This is a genomic window from Streptomyces sp. NPDC001204 (assembly GCF_053598035.1).
Genome location: NZ_JBSFJL010000002.1, coordinates 496,885 through 511,333, shown reverse-complemented (window position 1 = coordinate 511,333; position 14,449 = coordinate 496,885). Strand labels below are relative to the sequence as shown.

13 protein-coding genes are annotated in these 14,449 nt (G+C 70.8%); 8 read left to right on the top strand and 5 right to left on the bottom strand.

Annotation, left to right across the window (positions count from 1 at the left end; all coding sequences use genetic code 11):
* Window positions 1-273 precede the first annotated feature (273 nt).
* Window positions 274-2,268, top strand: coding sequence for a CDP-alcohol phosphatidyltransferase (locus ACWC91_RS05125; RefSeq protein WP_450640908.1), 1,995 nt, complete (start codon window positions 274-276; stop codon window positions 2,266-2,268).
* An 87-nt stretch (window positions 2,269-2,355) separates the two neighbouring features.
* On the opposite strand, the gene dusB is transcribed toward ACWC91_RS05125, so the two are convergent.
* Window positions 2,356-3,498 (bottom strand): tRNA dihydrouridine synthase DusB, encoded by a 1,143-nt coding sequence (dusB, locus tag ACWC91_RS05120; protein ID WP_225075057.1) that lies wholly within the window; start codon window positions 3,496-3,498, stop codon window positions 2,356-2,358.
* 81 nt (window positions 3,499-3,579) lie between these two features.
* Between dusB and ACWC91_RS05115 the strand changes: the two genes are divergently transcribed.
* Both ACWC91_RS05115 and ACWC91_RS05110 read left to right on the top strand, forming a co-directional pair.
* Entirely contained in the window at window positions 3,580-5,025 is a 1,446-nt protein-coding gene (locus ACWC91_RS05115) for an MFS transporter (RefSeq protein ID WP_225075058.1), read from the top strand.
* Between the two features lie 318 nt (window positions 5,026-5,343).
* Complete coding sequence (locus ACWC91_RS05110) at window positions 5,344-5,766, top strand: hypothetical protein (protein ID WP_225075059.1); 423 nt, start codon at window positions 5,344-5,346, stop codon at window positions 5,764-5,766.
* A gap of 17 nt (window positions 5,767-5,783) precedes the next feature.
* Here ACWC91_RS05110 and ACWC91_RS05105 read toward each other — a convergent pair whose 3' ends face one another.
* Both ACWC91_RS05105 and ACWC91_RS05100 read right to left on the bottom strand, forming a co-directional pair.
* Window positions 5,784-6,374, bottom strand: coding sequence for a TetR family transcriptional regulator (locus ACWC91_RS05105; protein WP_450640905.1), 591 nt, complete (start codon window positions 6,372-6,374; stop codon window positions 5,784-5,786).
* A 26-nt stretch (window positions 6,375-6,400) separates the two neighbouring features.
* Window positions 6,401-7,417 carry an aldo/keto reductase gene (locus ACWC91_RS05100; RefSeq protein WP_225075061.1) on the bottom strand — a complete coding sequence of 339 codons (1,017 nt, stop codon included), beginning with the start codon at window positions 7,415-7,417 and terminating at the stop codon, window positions 6,401-6,403.
* 221 nt (window positions 7,418-7,638) lie between these two features.
* Between ACWC91_RS05100 and ACWC91_RS05095 the strand changes: the two genes are divergently transcribed.
* A complete protein-coding gene (locus ACWC91_RS05095) occupies window positions 7,639-8,691 on the top strand; it encodes a chitinase (protein WP_376500982.1) in 1,053 nt (350 codons plus the stop codon).
* 77 nt (window positions 8,692-8,768) lie between these two features.
* On the opposite strand, the gene ACWC91_RS05090 is transcribed toward ACWC91_RS05095, so the two are convergent.
* Window positions 8,769-10,151: a glycine--tRNA ligase gene (locus tag ACWC91_RS05090; RefSeq protein ID WP_225075063.1), complete on the bottom strand. Its 1,383-nt coding sequence runs from the start codon at window positions 10,149-10,151 to the stop codon at window positions 8,769-8,771.
* 173 nt (window positions 10,152-10,324) lie between these two features.
* Here ACWC91_RS05090 and ACWC91_RS05085 point away from each other — a divergent pair, with 173 nt between their 5' ends.
* Genes ACWC91_RS05085 through ACWC91_RS05070 form a run of 4 tightly spaced genes read left to right on the top strand, consistent with a single transcriptional unit; the run spans window position 10,325 to window position 13,467 of the window.
* The gene (locus ACWC91_RS05085) at window positions 10,325-11,284 is read left to right on the top strand and encodes a metal ABC transporter substrate-binding protein (protein ID WP_225075064.1); all 960 of its coding nucleotides are present in this window, start codon (window positions 10,325-10,327) and stop codon (window positions 11,282-11,284) included.
* Window positions 11,285-11,301: 17 nt separating this feature from the next.
* A complete protein-coding gene (locus ACWC91_RS05080) occupies window positions 11,302-12,087 on the top strand; it encodes a metal ABC transporter ATP-binding protein (RefSeq protein WP_225075065.1) in 786 nt (261 codons plus the stop codon).
* Window positions 12,087-12,989 carry a metal ABC transporter permease gene (locus tag ACWC91_RS05075; protein WP_225075066.1) on the top strand — a complete coding sequence of 301 codons (903 nt, stop codon included), beginning with the start codon at window positions 12,087-12,089 and terminating at the stop codon, window positions 12,987-12,989. The genes ACWC91_RS05080 and ACWC91_RS05075 overlap by 1 nt, the downstream gene beginning before the upstream one ends.
* Window positions 12,990-13,047: 58 nt before the next feature.
* Window positions 13,048-13,467 carry a Fur family transcriptional regulator gene (locus ACWC91_RS05070; RefSeq protein ID WP_225075067.1) on the top strand — a complete coding sequence of 140 codons (420 nt, stop codon included), beginning with the start codon at window positions 13,048-13,050 and terminating at the stop codon, window positions 13,465-13,467.
* A gap of 140 nt (window positions 13,468-13,607) precedes the next feature.
* On the opposite strand, the gene ACWC91_RS05065 is transcribed toward ACWC91_RS05070, so the two are convergent.
* On the bottom strand, window positions 13,608-14,441 hold the full coding sequence (locus tag ACWC91_RS05065; protein ID WP_225075068.1) for an isoprenyl transferase: 834 nt from the start codon (window positions 14,439-14,441) through the stop codon (window positions 13,608-13,610).
* Window positions 14,442-14,449 lie beyond the last annotated feature (8 nt).

Genomic DNA, 14,449 nt, shown 5'->3' with positions numbered 1-14,449 from the left:
GAGGCGGGGGGCGCCCAGGCGGACGCGGGCACTGAGACGGGCGCGGGCGCGGAGGCGGACGCGGGCACTGAATCGGGGGCGGACGCGCAGATCGAGCCGGGGTCCGAGGCGCCCGCTGCCGCACCGGCCCGGACCGCCGGGTCCATCCCCGTCCCCGCCGCGCGCAAGCCGGGGGCAGCGGAAAACGGAACCACCGAAGCCCCTGCTCCCCCGACGCAGGAAGACGCAACCTCCCGGGCCGCCGATTCCCTCGCGTCCTCGGGCGAAGGCGCGGTGTCCGCCGAGGACACGCACGACGCCGCATCCGCCAGGGCCGACGAACCCACCCGGGCCGCCGGACCTGCACAGCGCGCCGAACCCGCCGAACCCATCGAATCCGCCCAGCCCACCGAACCCGCAGAACCCGCAGAACCCACCGAACCGACCGACGCCACCGACTCCGCCGAACCCGCCCAGCCCACCGAACCCCCAGAACCCACCGAACCGACCAACGCCACCGAACCCGCCGAGGCCTCCGCATCCGGCGCACCCCCGGCAGGGGCCCCCGCCTCTCCGTCCCTCCCCCTCCGTGTCCTGCGGGCGATACGGCCCCGGGCCGTTCGCAGGGTCTGGCGTGGCTGGAAGGGGGCGCATCCCGTGGCCGCGCGAAGGGTGTCCCACGGGGGCACCCTTCTCGCGGTCCTGCTCGTCGCCGTCGCGCTTCTGCTGCCGAACAAGGAGGCGCAGTTCCAGGTCGCGGCGTTCACGCGGCTGCCGGTGGAGGGGCTGCTCCTGGCGGCCGTGCTGCTGGTGCTGCCGCGCCGGCCGCGGGTGGCCGTGGCGGTGCTCGGCGGGCTGGCCCTCGGCGGGCTGACCGTGCTGAACCTGACGGACATCGAGTTCAACCAGTACCTGGGCCGCAGCTTCAACGTGGTCCTCGACTGGGAGCTGCTGGACGACGCCCAGTCGTACCTCGCGGACACCCTCGGCGGAACGACGGCCCTGCTCGCCGCCGCCGGGGTCGTCCTCCTCGTACTGGCGGTGCTCGCCGTGATGGCCCTCGCGCTCGTGCGCGTCGGCGACTTCCTGGGCCGCGACAAGGCCCGCTCGACGCGCGGACTGCTGCTCGCCAGCGTGGTGTGGATGACGTGCTCGGCGCTGGGCGTCCAGGTCTCCGGCGTCCCGGTGGCCTCCGAGCACACGGTCGCCATGGTCAAGTACCACGAGGAGGCGCTGCGCTCCACGATCCGGGACGAGCGGGAGTTCGCGAGGACGGCGGAGGCCGACCCGTTCCGCGACACCCCCGGCAGCGAGCTGGTGCCGGACCTGCGCGGCAAGGACATGATCTTCACGTTCATCGAGAGCTACGGCCGCACCGCGATCGAGGACCCGATCACCGCGCCGGGCGTCAACAAGACCCTGGACGCCAGTACGCGGGCCCTGGCCGAGGCGGGCTTCCACGCCAGGAGCGGCTGGCTGACATCGGCGACGTACGGCGGCGGCAGCTGGCTCGGCCACTCCACGTTCATGTCGGGCCTGTGGGTCGACAACCAGAACCGCTACCGCACGGTGACCTCCGGCGACCACCTCACCCTGACCGAGGCGTTCAGGAAGACCGGAGCCTGGGACACGGTCGGCGTCATGCCGGGCGTGCAGAAGGGCTGGCCGGAGGCGAAGTGGTACGGCCTGGACAAGGTCTACAACGCCTTCGGGATGGGGTACGAGGGGCCGAAGTTCAGCTGGTCGACCATGCCCGACCAGTACGCGCTGGAGGCCTTCCAGCGTCTGGAGCACGGCAGGAAGCGCGACAAGCCGCTGACCTCGTTCCTCATCCTGACCTCCAGTCACCAGCCCTGGGCGCCGGTACCGGAGATGGTCGGCTGGGACCAGCTCGGTGACGGCTCGGTCTTCAAGGGCATCGAGGCGGCAGGCACCAGGCCGGCGGACATCCTCACCAGCTCCACCCGCTCCCGCGAGGGGTACGGCAAGTCGATCGAGTACTCGGTGACCGCCCTGACCCAGTGGCTGGAGCGCTACGGCAAGGACGACACCGTGCTCGTGGTCCTCGGCGACCACCAGCCCAACGCCCGGGTCAGCGGCGACCACGCCAGCCGTGACGTGCCCTGCGCGATCCTCGCCAAGGACCCCGAGGTCCTGGACAAGATCGACGACTGGGGCTGGACCGAGGGCCTGCGCCCCGACCACGACGCGCCGGTCTGGAAGATGAGCGCCTTCCGCGACCGCTTCCTGACGGCGTACGGCTCCACCCCGCACCCGTCGAAGGGCTGACGGCGGGCGGGAGGCGCGACGGTGCGGGCCGGGCTCGGTCCTGGTGCCCCAGCGGCAACGTTCGCACCGTCGCGGCGGTCGAGACCGTCAGCCGCCGGAGGTGTCCAGTTCGGCGTCCTCGCCGACGCCCGCGCAGTCGTAGGGGTCCTTCAGCCAGCCGTCCGGCAGTACCACCCGGTTGTTGCCGGAGGTGCGGCCGCGGGGCCCGTCGGCGCCGGCGGGCCAGGGCTGGTCGAGGTCCAGCTCGTCCAGGCCGGCGCGCAGCTCCTCCAGCGAGGAGGTGACCGCCAGCCGCCTGCGCATCTCGGAGCCGACCGCGAAGCCCTTCAGGTACCAGGCGACGTGCTTGCGGAAGTCGACGACACCGCGCGACTCGTCGCCGATCCACTCGCCGAGCAGCGTGGCGTGCCGGACCATGACGTCCGCGACCTCGCGCAGGGACGGGCGGGCCAGGTCCTGGACCCGCCCCTCGAACGCCGCCACCAGGTCGGCGAACAGCCACGGCCGGCCCAGGCAGCCGCGGCCCACGACCACACCGTCGCAGCCGGTCTCCCGCACCATCCGCAGCGCGTCCTCGGCCGACCAGATGTCGCCGTTGCCGAGCACCGGGATCTCGGGCACGTGCTCCTTGAGACGCGCGATGGCGTCCCAGTCCGCCGTGCCGCCGTAGTGCTGGGCGGCCGTGCGGCCGTGCAGCGCGATCGCCGTCACGCCCTCCTCGACCGCGATCCTTCCGGCGTCGAGGTAGGTGATGTGGTCGTCGTCGATGCCCTTGCGCATCTTCATCGTGACCGGCAGGTCGCCGGCCCCGCTGACCGCCTCGCGCAGGATCGCCCGCAGCAGGTTGCGCTTGTAGGGGAGGGCCGAGCCGCCGCCCTTGCGGGTCACCTTGGGCACCGGGCAGCCGAAGTTGAGGTCGATGTGGTCGGCGAGGTCCTCCTCCGCGATCATGCGGACAGCCTTGCCGACCGTGGCCGGGTCCACGCCGTACAGCTGGATGGAGCGCGGGCGCTCGCTCGCGTCGAACCTGATGAGCTGCATGGTCTTGTCGTTGCGCTCGACCAGCGCCCGGGTCGTGATCATCTCGCTGACGTACAGGCCCTTGCCCTGGCTGAACTCCCGGCACAGGGTGCGGAAGGGCGCGTTGGTGATACCGGCCATGGGGGCCAGCACCACGGGCGGCCGGACGGTGTGCGGGCCGATCTGGAGGGGGGACTCGGGCTTGGGCATTCCCTCATTGTCGCGTATCGGCACGGATCATGTAACAGTCATTAGTTAACCGCACTATTGAAATCCCGTACCATGGGACGCATGCCCGAGCTCAGCCACCGACGACGGCTCCTGGTTCTCGCGATCTGCTGCATGAGCCTGCTGATCGTGAGCCTCGACAACACCGTTCTGAACGTCGCTCTGCCCTCGATGCAACGCGAGCTGCACGCGAGCACCTCCGGCCTTCAGTGGACGATCGACGCGTACACGCTGGTGCTCGCCGCGCTGCTGATGCTCGCCGGTTCCACCGCCGACCGGATCGGCCGCAAACGCGTGTTCATGGCGGGTCTGGTCGTCTTCGGCATCGGCTCCCTGCTGTGCTCCCTCGCCCCGGACCTGGAACTGCTGGTCGTGTTCCGCATGGTGCAGGCGGTCGGCGGCTCGATGCTCAACCCGGTCGCCATGTCGATCATCACCAACACCTTCACCGACCCGCGCGAGCGCGCCCGCGCCATCGGGGCCTGGGGCGCGGTGGTCGGCATATCCATGGCCGCCGGTCCGCTCGTCGGCGGCCTGCTGGTGGAGTCGGTCGGCTGGCGCTCGATCTTCTGGGTCAACCTGCCGGTGGCCCTGGCCGCGCTGGTGCTCACCGCGCGCTTCGTCCCCGAGTCCCGCGCCCCGAAGGCCCGCCGACCCGACCCGGTCGGCCAGATCCTGGTCATCGCCCTGTTCGGCGCCCTGACGTACGCGATCATCGAGGCCCCGGTCTCCGGCCTCGCCACGGTCCTGCCCTTCGCCGTCGTCGCGCTCGCGGCCCTGCTCGGCCTGCTGTGGTACGAGCCGCGCCGCACCGAACCGCTCATCGACCTGCGCTTCTTCCGCTCGGCGCCGTTCAGCGGGGCGACCGTCATCGCGATCAGCGCGTTCGCGGCGCTCGGCGGCTTCCTGTTCCTGTCCACGCTGTACCTGCAGAACGTGCGCGGCCTCGACGCCCTGCACGCCGGCCTGTGGATGCTGCCGATGGCGGCACCGACCTTCCTGTGCGCGCCGCTGTCCGGGCGACTGGTCGGCACGCGAGGGCCGCGGCTGCCCCTGCTGATCGCCGGAACGGCCATGACGGTGAGTTCGGTGCTGTTCGCCGCGTTCGAGGCCGAGACCTCCGACGTCACGCTCGTCGTCGGGTACGTCCTGTTCGGCATCGGCTTCGGCTTCGTCAACGCGCCGATCACCAACACGGCCGTCTCCGGGATGCCGCGCGCCCAGGCCGGGGTCGCCGCCGCGGTCGCCTCCACCAGCCGCCAGCTCGGGCAGACCCTCGGGGTCGCGGTGGTCGGCGCGCTGCTGGCCGCGGGCGTCGGCTCCTCGTCCTACCGGGACGCGTTCGTCCCGGCGGCCCGGTACGGATGGTGGGTGCTGGTGGTGTGCGGCGCCGCGGTCCTGGCACTGGGCGCGGTCACCAGCGGCCGGTGGGCCCGGCGGACCGCCGAGCGCACGGCCGAACGGCTCCAGGAGCACGAGGTGCGGCAGGCGGCGGGCGTCGGCGCCTGAGCTCCCTGAACGCGCGAAAGAGGGGCCGGCGGTCACGTCGAAAAAGCCCCCGAGAACCGCTTACGTATCGTACACGCATGTTTGCGGGGCGTGAGAACCGGTTCGGAGCGGGGCGCCGCCGGAGAGCTTGGTAAGAAAGAAGTAAGCGCGATCAAGCCCGCTGAGCTGCGGATTCTCATCAAAGCGCCGCTCGCTCACCGCCTCGCGTTACTCCTCCCGAGTCGCCGCGCGGGCGATCAGAGGCAAATCTGGAGAAGCGCGATGAGCCCCCTGCGGGGCACGCGTGACACAGGGGGGAACCACCAACGGGAGACCACCATGCATCTCACACTGCGCCGCTGTGCCCGTGGAGTCGCCGCGGGCGCCCTGTCCGCCGCGCTGGTGTCGGCCGGTTCTGCCGGAGCCTTCGCCGCGACCAGTCCGAGCCCGATGCCGACCCGCACGCACAAGGCCATGCCGACCAAGGCGGCCGCGTCGATCACGGTCAGGGCCAGCCACTCCTCGATCAGGTCCGGGGAGAGCGTGACACTCACCGGGCGCACCGCGCACCTGGCGGCCGGCACGAAGCTGACCATCCAGCACCTGAACAACGGCAAGTGGACCACGCTGCGCGAGACCACCGCGGTCAAGAAGGGCGACACCTTCACGGTGTCGACGAAGCTCGCGCTCAAGGGCAAGCAGGAGCTGCGAGTGGTGCACGGCGACACGCACTCCAAGACGGTCACCGTGAACGTGACCTGACCCGGGAGATGACGGTGCTAACGGGCTCGTAGCCCGCCCAGCACCAGTTCGAGCACCGCCTCGAACTCCTCCTCGATCACCGGCCGCTTCCACTCCCGGGCATGACCCGGGTCGTGGAAGCGGCCGGTGGCATGAAACAGGGCCCGGGCCGCGACGGCCGGGTCGGCGGCCGTGAAGGCACCGGCCGCGACGCCGTCCCGGACGATGCGGGCCAGCTGGCCGGTCAGGTCGGCGATGTGCTCGCCGACCGCCACGCCGTTCTCCCCGGTGAGCACCGAGTACGTGGCGAACAGCTCGGGGTCGTCGCCCGCCTTGCGGCGCTTGGCCTCGAACAGCCCGCGCAGCCAGTCGCGCAGCCGCGCCTCGGGGTCACGGTGCTCGGCGGCGATGCCGGCGAGGGCGTCGGACGTGCGGTCCAGCCACCGTTTGGTCACCGCCTCGCGCAGCGCGGCCTTGGTACGGAAGTGCCGGTAGACGCTGCCGTGACTGACACCGAGCGCGCGGGCCACGTCCACCACGGTGGCCTTGGCCGGCCCGTGGCGGCGCAGCACCTCCTCGGTCGCCTCGAGGATGCGCTCGGCGGTCAGGGTCTCGGTGGTGGGTGGCATGCCCTAGACCGTACCCGGCGGCCGGGTCAGCCCTCGCTGTCCAGGTGGGCCATCTGCGCCTCGGGGTAGCGCGCGCCCGCGGCCGCGTCCGCCGGGACGGCCTCCTCGATGGCCGCCAGGTCGGCCTCCTCCAGCGTGACGGCCGTGGCGCCCAGTGCCTCCGCCAGCCGCTCCCGGGTGCGGGCGCCGATCAGCGGGACGACGACCGTGTCGTGCCGCGGGCCCCGGGAGAGCACCCAGGCGATGGCGGTCTGCGCGACCGTGACGCCCTTGCCCTCGGCGACCTTGCGCAGGGCCTCGACGAGGTCCAGGTTGTGCTGGAGGTTCTCGCCCTGGAAGCGGGGCGAATGGGCCCGGAAGTCGTTCGCGGCGAGCTTCCGGTCGCGGGCGAAGTGCCCGGAGATCAGACCGCGCGAGAGCACCCCGTACGCCGTGATGGCGATGCCGAGTTCGCGGGTGGTGGGCAGGATCCGGTCCTCGACGCCACGGGAGACGAGCGAGTATTCGATCTGGACGTCCGAGATCGGCGCGGTGGCGGCGGCCCGGCGGATCGTGTCGGCTCCGACCTCGCTGAGGCCGATGTGCCGGACGTGCCCCTTCTCGACGAGTTCCGCGATGGCGCCGACCGTCTCCTCGATCGGCACGTCCGGGTCGACCCGGGCGATCCGGTAGACGTCGATGTGGTCGACGCCGAGGCGCTGGAGGGAGTAGGCGGCGAAGTTCTTCACGGCGGCCGGACGGCCGTCGTAGCCGGCCCAGTTGCCGTCCGGATCGCGCAGGGCGCCGAACTTCACGCTGAGCAGGGCCTGTTCGCGGCGGGCCGCGGGGGCGGTGCGCAGCGCCTCGCCGACCAGCATCTCGTTGTGGCCCATGGCGTAGAAGTCGCCGGTGTCGAGCAGGGTCACGCCCGCTTCGAGAGCGGCGTGCACGGTGGCGATGGACTCGGTCCGGTCCGCCTCGCCGTACAGCGCGGACATGCCCATGCAGCCGAGGCCGAGGGCGGAGACCTGGGGGCCGGTGGTTCCGAGGTGGCGGGTGTCCATGAGGGAGGGCTCCTTGGGGGCTCGGAGTGCGGGTGGGACGGGTACCCCGAAACAGCCTGACATGACAGCTGACAGATTTCAATATCTGTCAGCTGTCATCTGTCACACGAGGCGACGCCCAGCGGTGCGGCGATTTGGTCCAGACCTATTGACGAGAGGTCTGGACCACGAGCACTGTCATGCCTACGACACCTCACCGCACCCCCACCGGGAGGCTCCGCATGATCCGCCGCAGACTGCGTCTGCTCGCCGCCGCCCTGGCGACCGCCTGTCTCACCCAGCTCTCCGTCGCCCTGGCCCCCACCGCCTCCGCCGCCGACACGTGCGCCGTCAAGTCCCGGCCCGCCGGCAAGGTGCTCCAGGGCTACTGGGAGAACTGGGACGGCTCCGCCAACGGCGTCCATCCACCCTTCGGCTGGACACCGATCACCGACTCGCGCATCGCCGCACACGGCTACAACGTGATCAACGCGGCCTTCCCGGTCATCCGCTCCGACGGAACGGCCCTGTGGGAGAACGGCATGGACACGGGCGTGAAGGTGGCGACGCCCGCGGAGATGTGCGCGGCCAAGGCGTCCGGACAGACGATCCTGCTGTCCATCGGCGGCGCGACGGCCGGTATCGACCTCAACTCGACGGCCGTGGCGGACCGGTTCGTCGCGACGATCGTCCCGATCCTGAAGAAGTACAACTTCGACGGCATCGACATCGACATCGAGACGGGCCTGACCGGCAGCGGGAACATCGGCCAGCCGTCCGCGTCCCAGGCCAACCTGATCCGGATCATCGACGGAGTCCTCGCGCAGATGCCGTCGAACTTCGGTCTGACGATGGCCCCGGAGACCGCCTACGTCACCGGCGGCAGCGTCGCCTACGGCTCGATCTGGGGCGCGTACCTGCCGATCATCAAGAAGTACGCCGACAACGGCCGCCTGTGGTGGCTGAACATGCAGTACTACAACGGCAGCATGTACGGCTGCTCCGGCGACTCCTACCAGGCCGGCACGGTGGCCGGCTTCACCGCCCAGACCGACTGCCTCGCCAAGGGCCTGGTGATCCAGGGCACGACGATCAAGGTCCCCTACGACAAGCAGGTCCCGGGCCTGCCCGCCCAGCCCGGCGCGGGCGGCGGCCACATGGCGCCCGCGCTGGTCTCCGAGGCCTGGCGCCACTACGGCACCAGTCTGAAGGGCCTGATGACCTGGTCGATCAACTGGGACGGGTCGAAGAACTGGACCTTCGGCGACAACGTGAAGGTCCTGCAAGGCCGTTGAGCAACGGCGAACGCCGGACGGCCGCCGAGTGAGATCTCGGCGGCCGTCCGGCGCTGAGGGACTGCCGGGTTACCGGGTCAGCAGCCGACGAGGCGGCCGGCCAGGTAGCCCTCGATCTGGTCGAGGGAGACGCGCTCCTGCTTCATGGTGTCGCGCTCGCGGACGGTGACCGCGTTGTCCTCGAGGGTGTCGAAGTCGACCGTGACGCAGTACGGCGTGCCGATCTCGTCCTGGCGGCGGTAACGGCGGCCGATGGCGCCGGCGTCGTCGAACTCGATGTTCCAGTTCTGGCGCAGGGTCTGGGCCAGGCCCTTGGCCTTGGGCGACAGCTCCGGGTTGCGCGACAGGGGCAGCACCGCGACCTTCACCGGGGCCAGGCGGTGGTCCAGGCGCAGCACCGTGCGCTTCTCCATCTTGCCCTTGGCGTTGGGCGCCTCGTCCTCGACGTAGGCGTCGAGCAGGAAGGCGAGCATCGCCCGGCCGACACCGGCCGCCGGCTCGATGACGTACGGCGTCCAGCGCTCGCCGGCCTCCTGGTCGAAGTAGGAGAGGTCCTGGCCGGAGGCCTTGGCGTGGGAGGAGAGGTCGTAGTCGGTGCGGTTGGCGACACCCTCCAGCTCGCCCCACTCGCTGCCGCCGAACTGGAAGCGGTACTCGATGTCGGCGGTGCGCTTGGAGTAGTGGGAGAGCTTCTCCTTCGGGTGCTCGTACCAGCGCATGTTCTCCTCACGGAGACCCAGGCCGGTGTACCAGTTCCAGCGCTGCTCCATCCAGTACTCCTGCCACTTCTCGTCCTCGCCCGGCTTGACGAAGAACTCCATCTCCATCTGCTCGAACTCACGGGTGCGGAAGATGAAGTTGCCCGGCGTGATCTCGTTGCGGAACGACTTGCCCATCTGGGCGATGCCGAACGGAGGCTTGCGGCGCGAGGTGGTCTGCACCTGGGCGAAGTTGGTGAAGATGCCCTGGGCGGTCTCCGGACGCAGGTAGGCGACGGAGCCGGAGTCCTGGGTGGGGCCGAGGTGGGTGGAGAGCAGGCCCGAGAACTGCTTGGGCTCGGTGAACTGGCCCTTGTTGCCGCAGTTGGGGCAGTTGATGTCCGCGAGACCGTTCTCCGGGGCGCGGCCCTTCTTCTCCTCGTAGGCCTCTTCCAGGTGGTCGGCGCGGAACCGCTTGTGGCAGGACGTGCACTCCGTCAGCGGGTCCGTGAAGGTGGCGACGTGACCGGAGGCGACCCAGACCTCGGGCGCCAGGATCACGGACGAGTCGATGCCGACCACGTCCTCGCGGGACGTCACCATGTAGCGCCACCACTGACGCTTGAGGTTCTCCTTGAGCTCGACACCCAGAGGCCCGTAGTCCCAGGCGGCACGCTGACCGCCGTAGATCTCACTGCAGGGGAATACGAAGCCACGGCGCTTGCTCAGGCTGACGATGGTGTCGATCTTGTCGGCGGCCACGGTGCTCTCTTCATTACGACGACGGGCGACGAAGCGAGACGCTTCACGAGCGAATGCTTCAGGGTACCGGCGGTGGCTCCCCCTCGACCAAATCGGTGCCGGGTAAGGGCCCTTTTCGGGCTTGTCGCGAGCCTTGTTGACAACGGTTTCCATCTTCGTTGAAAATGAGTGTCATGAACGTACGACGACGCCTCATATCCGGTTCCACGGCCCTGACGGTCACCGCTCTCGGCCTCGGAGCGCTCTCCGCCTGTTCCTCCGCCGGCGCGGCCGGCGGCAGCGGCGGGAAGTACGACGTCGTCGCGTCCTTCTACCCGATGGCCTTCCTCGCCGAGCGGATCGGCGGGAGCCACGTGCACGTCACCAGTCTCACCCAGCCCGGCCAGGAGCCGCACGAGCTGGAGATCAGCGCCCAGCAGACCGTGCAGCTCGAGAAGTCCGACGCGGTGCTCTACCTCAAGGGCCTCCAGCCCAACGTCGACAAGGCCGTCGCCCAGTCCGGGATCGCGACGAAGGTCGACGCCGCGTCCCTGACCACGCTGGAGGAGCACGGCACCGACGTCGGCGGCCACGCCGACGAGCACGACGCCCACCACGACGAGGAGCACGGCGGCAAGGACCCGCACGTCTGGCTCGACCCGGTGCGCTACGCGCAGATCGCCGAGGGCGTCGGCAAGGCCTTCGAGAAGGGCGACCCGGACCACGCGGCCGACTACCGCAAGAACACCGCGGCCCTGGTCAAGGAGCTCGGCGAGCTCAACACCCGGTACGAGACCGGGCTGAAGGACGCCAAGAGCAAGGTCTTCATCACTACCCACGCCGCCTTCGGCTACCTCGCCGAGCGCTACGGCCTGACCCAGGAGGCCATCAACGGCCTCGACCCCGAGTCCGAGCCCAGCGCCGCCCGGGTGAAGGACCTCCAGGAGACCGCGAAGTCCGACGGGGTCACGACCGTCTTCTACGAGACGCTGGTCAGCGACAAGACCGCGAAGACCCTCGCCGAGGACGCGCATCTGAAGACCGACGTCCTCGATCCCCTCGAGGGCATCACCGACAAGTCCCGCGGCACCGACTACTTCCAGGTCATGGACGCCAACCTCGAGGCGCTGCAGAAAGCCCTGGGCGCCAAGTGAGCGCGCCGGAGGGCGTCATGGACGCCGGGAGCGAACCCGCCGAACCCGTCATCTCCCTGCGCGGTGTGCGCGCCGACCTGGGCTCGCGTCCCGTCCTGCGCGGCATCGACCTCACCGTGCGCCGGGGCGAGGTCGTCGCGCTGCTCGGCGCCAACGGCTCCGGCAAGTCGACGGCCGTGCGCAGCGTCATCGGCCAGGTGCCGGTGAGCGCCGGTGAGATCGAACTGTTCGGCACCCCGCACCGCCGCTTCCGCGACTGGGCGCGCGTCGGCTACGTACCGCAGCGCACGACCGCCGCGGGCGGCGTCCCGGCGACCGTCACCGAGATCGTCTCCTCGGGCCGGCTCTCCCGTACCCGCTTCGGGGTCTTCCGCAAGGCCGACCACGCGGCCGTACGGCACGCCCTGGAGCTGGTCGGCATGGCGGACCGCGCGAAGGACTCGGTCGACGCCCTCTCCGGCGGTCAGCACCAGCGCGTGCTGATCGCCCGCGCCCTCGCCGCCGCACCCGAGCTGCTGATCATGGACGAGCCGATGGCCGGCGTCGACCTGGCCAGCCAGGAGGTGCTGGCGAGCACGCTGAAGGAGCAGGTGGCGGCCGGGGCGACGGTGCTGCTCGTGCTGCACGAGCTGGGCCCCCTGGAGCCCCTGATCGACCGGGCGGTGGTGCTGCGCGACGGCTGCGTCCTGCACGACGGGCCGCCCCCGAAGGCCGTGGGCCAGCATGCCCTGCCCGGCCACGACCACGTACACCCCCACGACGCCACGGGCGCCGATCCGATCCGCACGGGACTGCTGAGCTGATGGACCTGTTGAACTACGCCTTCATGCAGCGGGCCCTGCTCGCGGCCGTCCTGGTCGGCATCACCGCCCCCGCCGTCGGCATCTACCTCGTCCAGCGCCGCCAGGCCCTGATGGGCGACGGCATCGGCCACGTCGCCATGACCGGCGTCGGCCTGGGCTTCCTGCTGTCCACCTCCCCGGTGTGGATGGCGACGGCGGTCTCCGTCCTGGGCGCGGTCCTCATGGAGCTGATCCGCTGGTACGGCCGCACCCGCGGCGACATCGCCCTCGCGATGCTCTTCTACGGCGGCATGGCGGGCGGCGTCATGTTCATCAACCTCGCCCCCGGCGGCTCCAACGCGAACCTGACGTCGTACCTGTTCGGCTCGCTCTCCACGGTCTCGCAGTCCGACGTCACCGCGATCTGCCTGCTGGCCGCCTTCGTCGTACTGGTCACCCTGGGCCTGCGCCGCCAGCTGTTCGCGGTCAGCCAGGACGAGGAGTTCGCCCGGGTGACCGGGCTGCCGGTGCGCGCCCTGAACCTGCTGACGGCGGTCACCGCGGCGGTGACGGTGACGGTCGCGATGCGCGTGGTCGGGCTGCTGCTGGTCAGCGCGCTGATGGTGGTCCCGGTGGCCGCGGCCCAGCAGCTCAGCCGCAGCTTCGCCGCGACCTTCGCCATCGCCGTCGCCATCGGGGTGAGCGTGACGATCGGCGGCACGGTCACGTCGTACTACCAGGACGTGCCGCCCGGCGCGACGATCGTGCTGCTCACCATCGCCGCGTTCATCGCGCTCACCGCACTGGCCACGCCGCTGGCCCGGCGACGCGCGCGGGCACTCGCCGCCGCGCGGCCCGCCGGGGACCCCGCGGAGTGCGCGATTCCGGCCACCCGGGCCGCCGGCGACGGGGCCGGCGCCTGACCGCGCACGGCCCGGGCTGGCACAATGGCCCGCAGGCGAGACGTGAGGAGGCCGACCGGTGACCACCGCTGGACCGCCCGTGAAGGGCCGCGCCACCCGGCAGCGTGCCGCTGTCGCGGCGGCCCTCGACGAGGTCGACGAGTTCCGCAGCGCGCAGGAGCTCCACGACATGCTCAAGCACAGGGGCGACTCGGTGGGCCTGACGACGGTCTACCGCACCCTTCAGTCCCTCGCCGACGCGGGCGAGGTCGACGTCCTGCGCACCTCCGACGGCGAGTCGGTCTACCGCCGCTGCTCCACCGGCGAACACCACCACCACCTCGTCTGCCGCATCTGCGGCAAGGCGGTCGAGGTGGAGGGGCCGATGGTGGAGAAGTGGGCGGAGGCGATCGCCGCGGAGCACGGCTACGTCAACGTCGCCCACACGGTGGAGATCTTCGGCACCTGCGCGGACTGCGCGGCGGCCTCCGGCGGCTGAGCCGGATCCTGTGCGGGTGGTCCGGGGCGGCCGGCCCTGGGGGGCTGCCGCCCCCCGGACCCCCGCTTTTCGGCCTGAACGGCCTCGTCCTCAATCTCCCCCGAGCTCTACGAGCAGGGGGCGCCCCCGAGCGGGCTGATTTACTCGCCGTCGCCGTTCATGGCGAGGAGTTCCTCGTTCGGGATCGCGCCGCCGAAGCGGCGGTCGCGGGAGGCGAACTCGATGCAGGCCCGCCACAGGTCGCGGCGGTCGAAGTCGGGCCACAGGACGTCCTGGAAGACCATCTCCGCGTACGCGCTCTGCCAGAGCAGGTAGTTGGACGTGCGCTGCTCACCGCTCGGGCGCAGGAACAGGTCGACGTCCGGCATGTCCGGGTAGTACAGGTACTTCTGGACGGTCTTCTCGGTGACCTTGGACGGGTCGAGCCGGCCCGCCCTGACGTCCTCCGCCAGCGCCTTGGCCGCGTCCGCGAGTTCGGCCCGGCCGCCGTAGTTCATGCAGAAGTACAGCGTGAGCCGGTCGTTGTCCTTGGTCTGCTCCTGGGCGACCTGGAGCTCCTTGGCGACCGACTTCCACAGCTTGGGCATACGGCCCACCCAGCGCACCCGGATGCCGAGTTCGTCGAGCTGGTCGCGGGTCTTGCGGATGAAGTCGCGGTTGAAGTTCATCAGGAAGCGCACCTCGTCGGGCGAGCGCTTCCAGTTCTCGGTGGAGAAGGCGTACAGGGAGATGTTGCCGACGCCGATTTCGATCGCGCCCTGCAACACGTCCAGCACCCGCTCGGCACCGACCTTGTGCCCCTCGGTGCGGGGCAGCCCGCGCTCCTTGGCCCAGCGCCCGTTCCCGTCCATGACGATCGCCACATGCTCGGGGACAAGCTCGCCGGGGAGCTTCGGCGCGCGGGCGCCGGACGGATGCGGCTCGGGCGCCCTGTACTCCGGGCGCCGGCGCCCCAGGATCCCGCGTACGGCCATGTGCTTCT

Excerpts from the sequence above, each read along its gene's own strand:
- dusB (WP_225075057.1), bottom strand. The coding sequence starts at position 3,498 with ATGCCCAAGCCCGAGTCCCCCCTCCAGATCGGCCCGCACACCGTCCGG.
- ACWC91_RS05115 (WP_225075058.1), top strand. The coding sequence starts at position 3,580 with ATGCCCGAGCTCAGCCACCGACGACGGCTCCTGGTTCTCGCGATCTGC.
- ACWC91_RS05110 (WP_225075059.1), top strand. The coding sequence starts at position 5,344 with ATGCATCTCACACTGCGCCGCTGTGCCCGTGGAGTCGCCGCGGGCGCC.
- ACWC91_RS05105 (WP_450640905.1), bottom strand. The coding sequence starts at position 6,374 with ATGCCACCCACCACCGAGACCCTGACCGCCGAGCGCATCCTCGAGGCG.
- ACWC91_RS05100 (WP_225075061.1), bottom strand. The coding sequence starts at position 7,417 with ATGGACACCCGCCACCTCGGAACCACCGGCCCCCAGGTCTCCGCCCTC.
- ACWC91_RS05095 (WP_376500982.1), top strand. The coding sequence starts at position 7,639 with ATGATCCGCCGCAGACTGCGTCTGCTCGCCGCCGCCCTGGCGACCGCC.
- ACWC91_RS05085 (WP_225075064.1), top strand. The coding sequence starts at position 10,325 with ATGAACGTACGACGACGCCTCATATCCGGTTCCACGGCCCTGACGGTC.
- ACWC91_RS05080 (WP_225075065.1), top strand. The coding sequence starts at position 11,302 with ATGGACGCCGGGAGCGAACCCGCCGAACCCGTCATCTCCCTGCGCGGT.
- ACWC91_RS05075 (WP_225075066.1), top strand. The coding sequence starts at position 12,087 with ATGGACCTGTTGAACTACGCCTTCATGCAGCGGGCCCTGCTCGCGGCC.
- ACWC91_RS05065 (WP_225075068.1), bottom strand. The coding sequence starts at position 14,441 with ATGGCCGTACGCGGGATCCTGGGGCGCCGGCGCCCGGAGTACAGGGCG.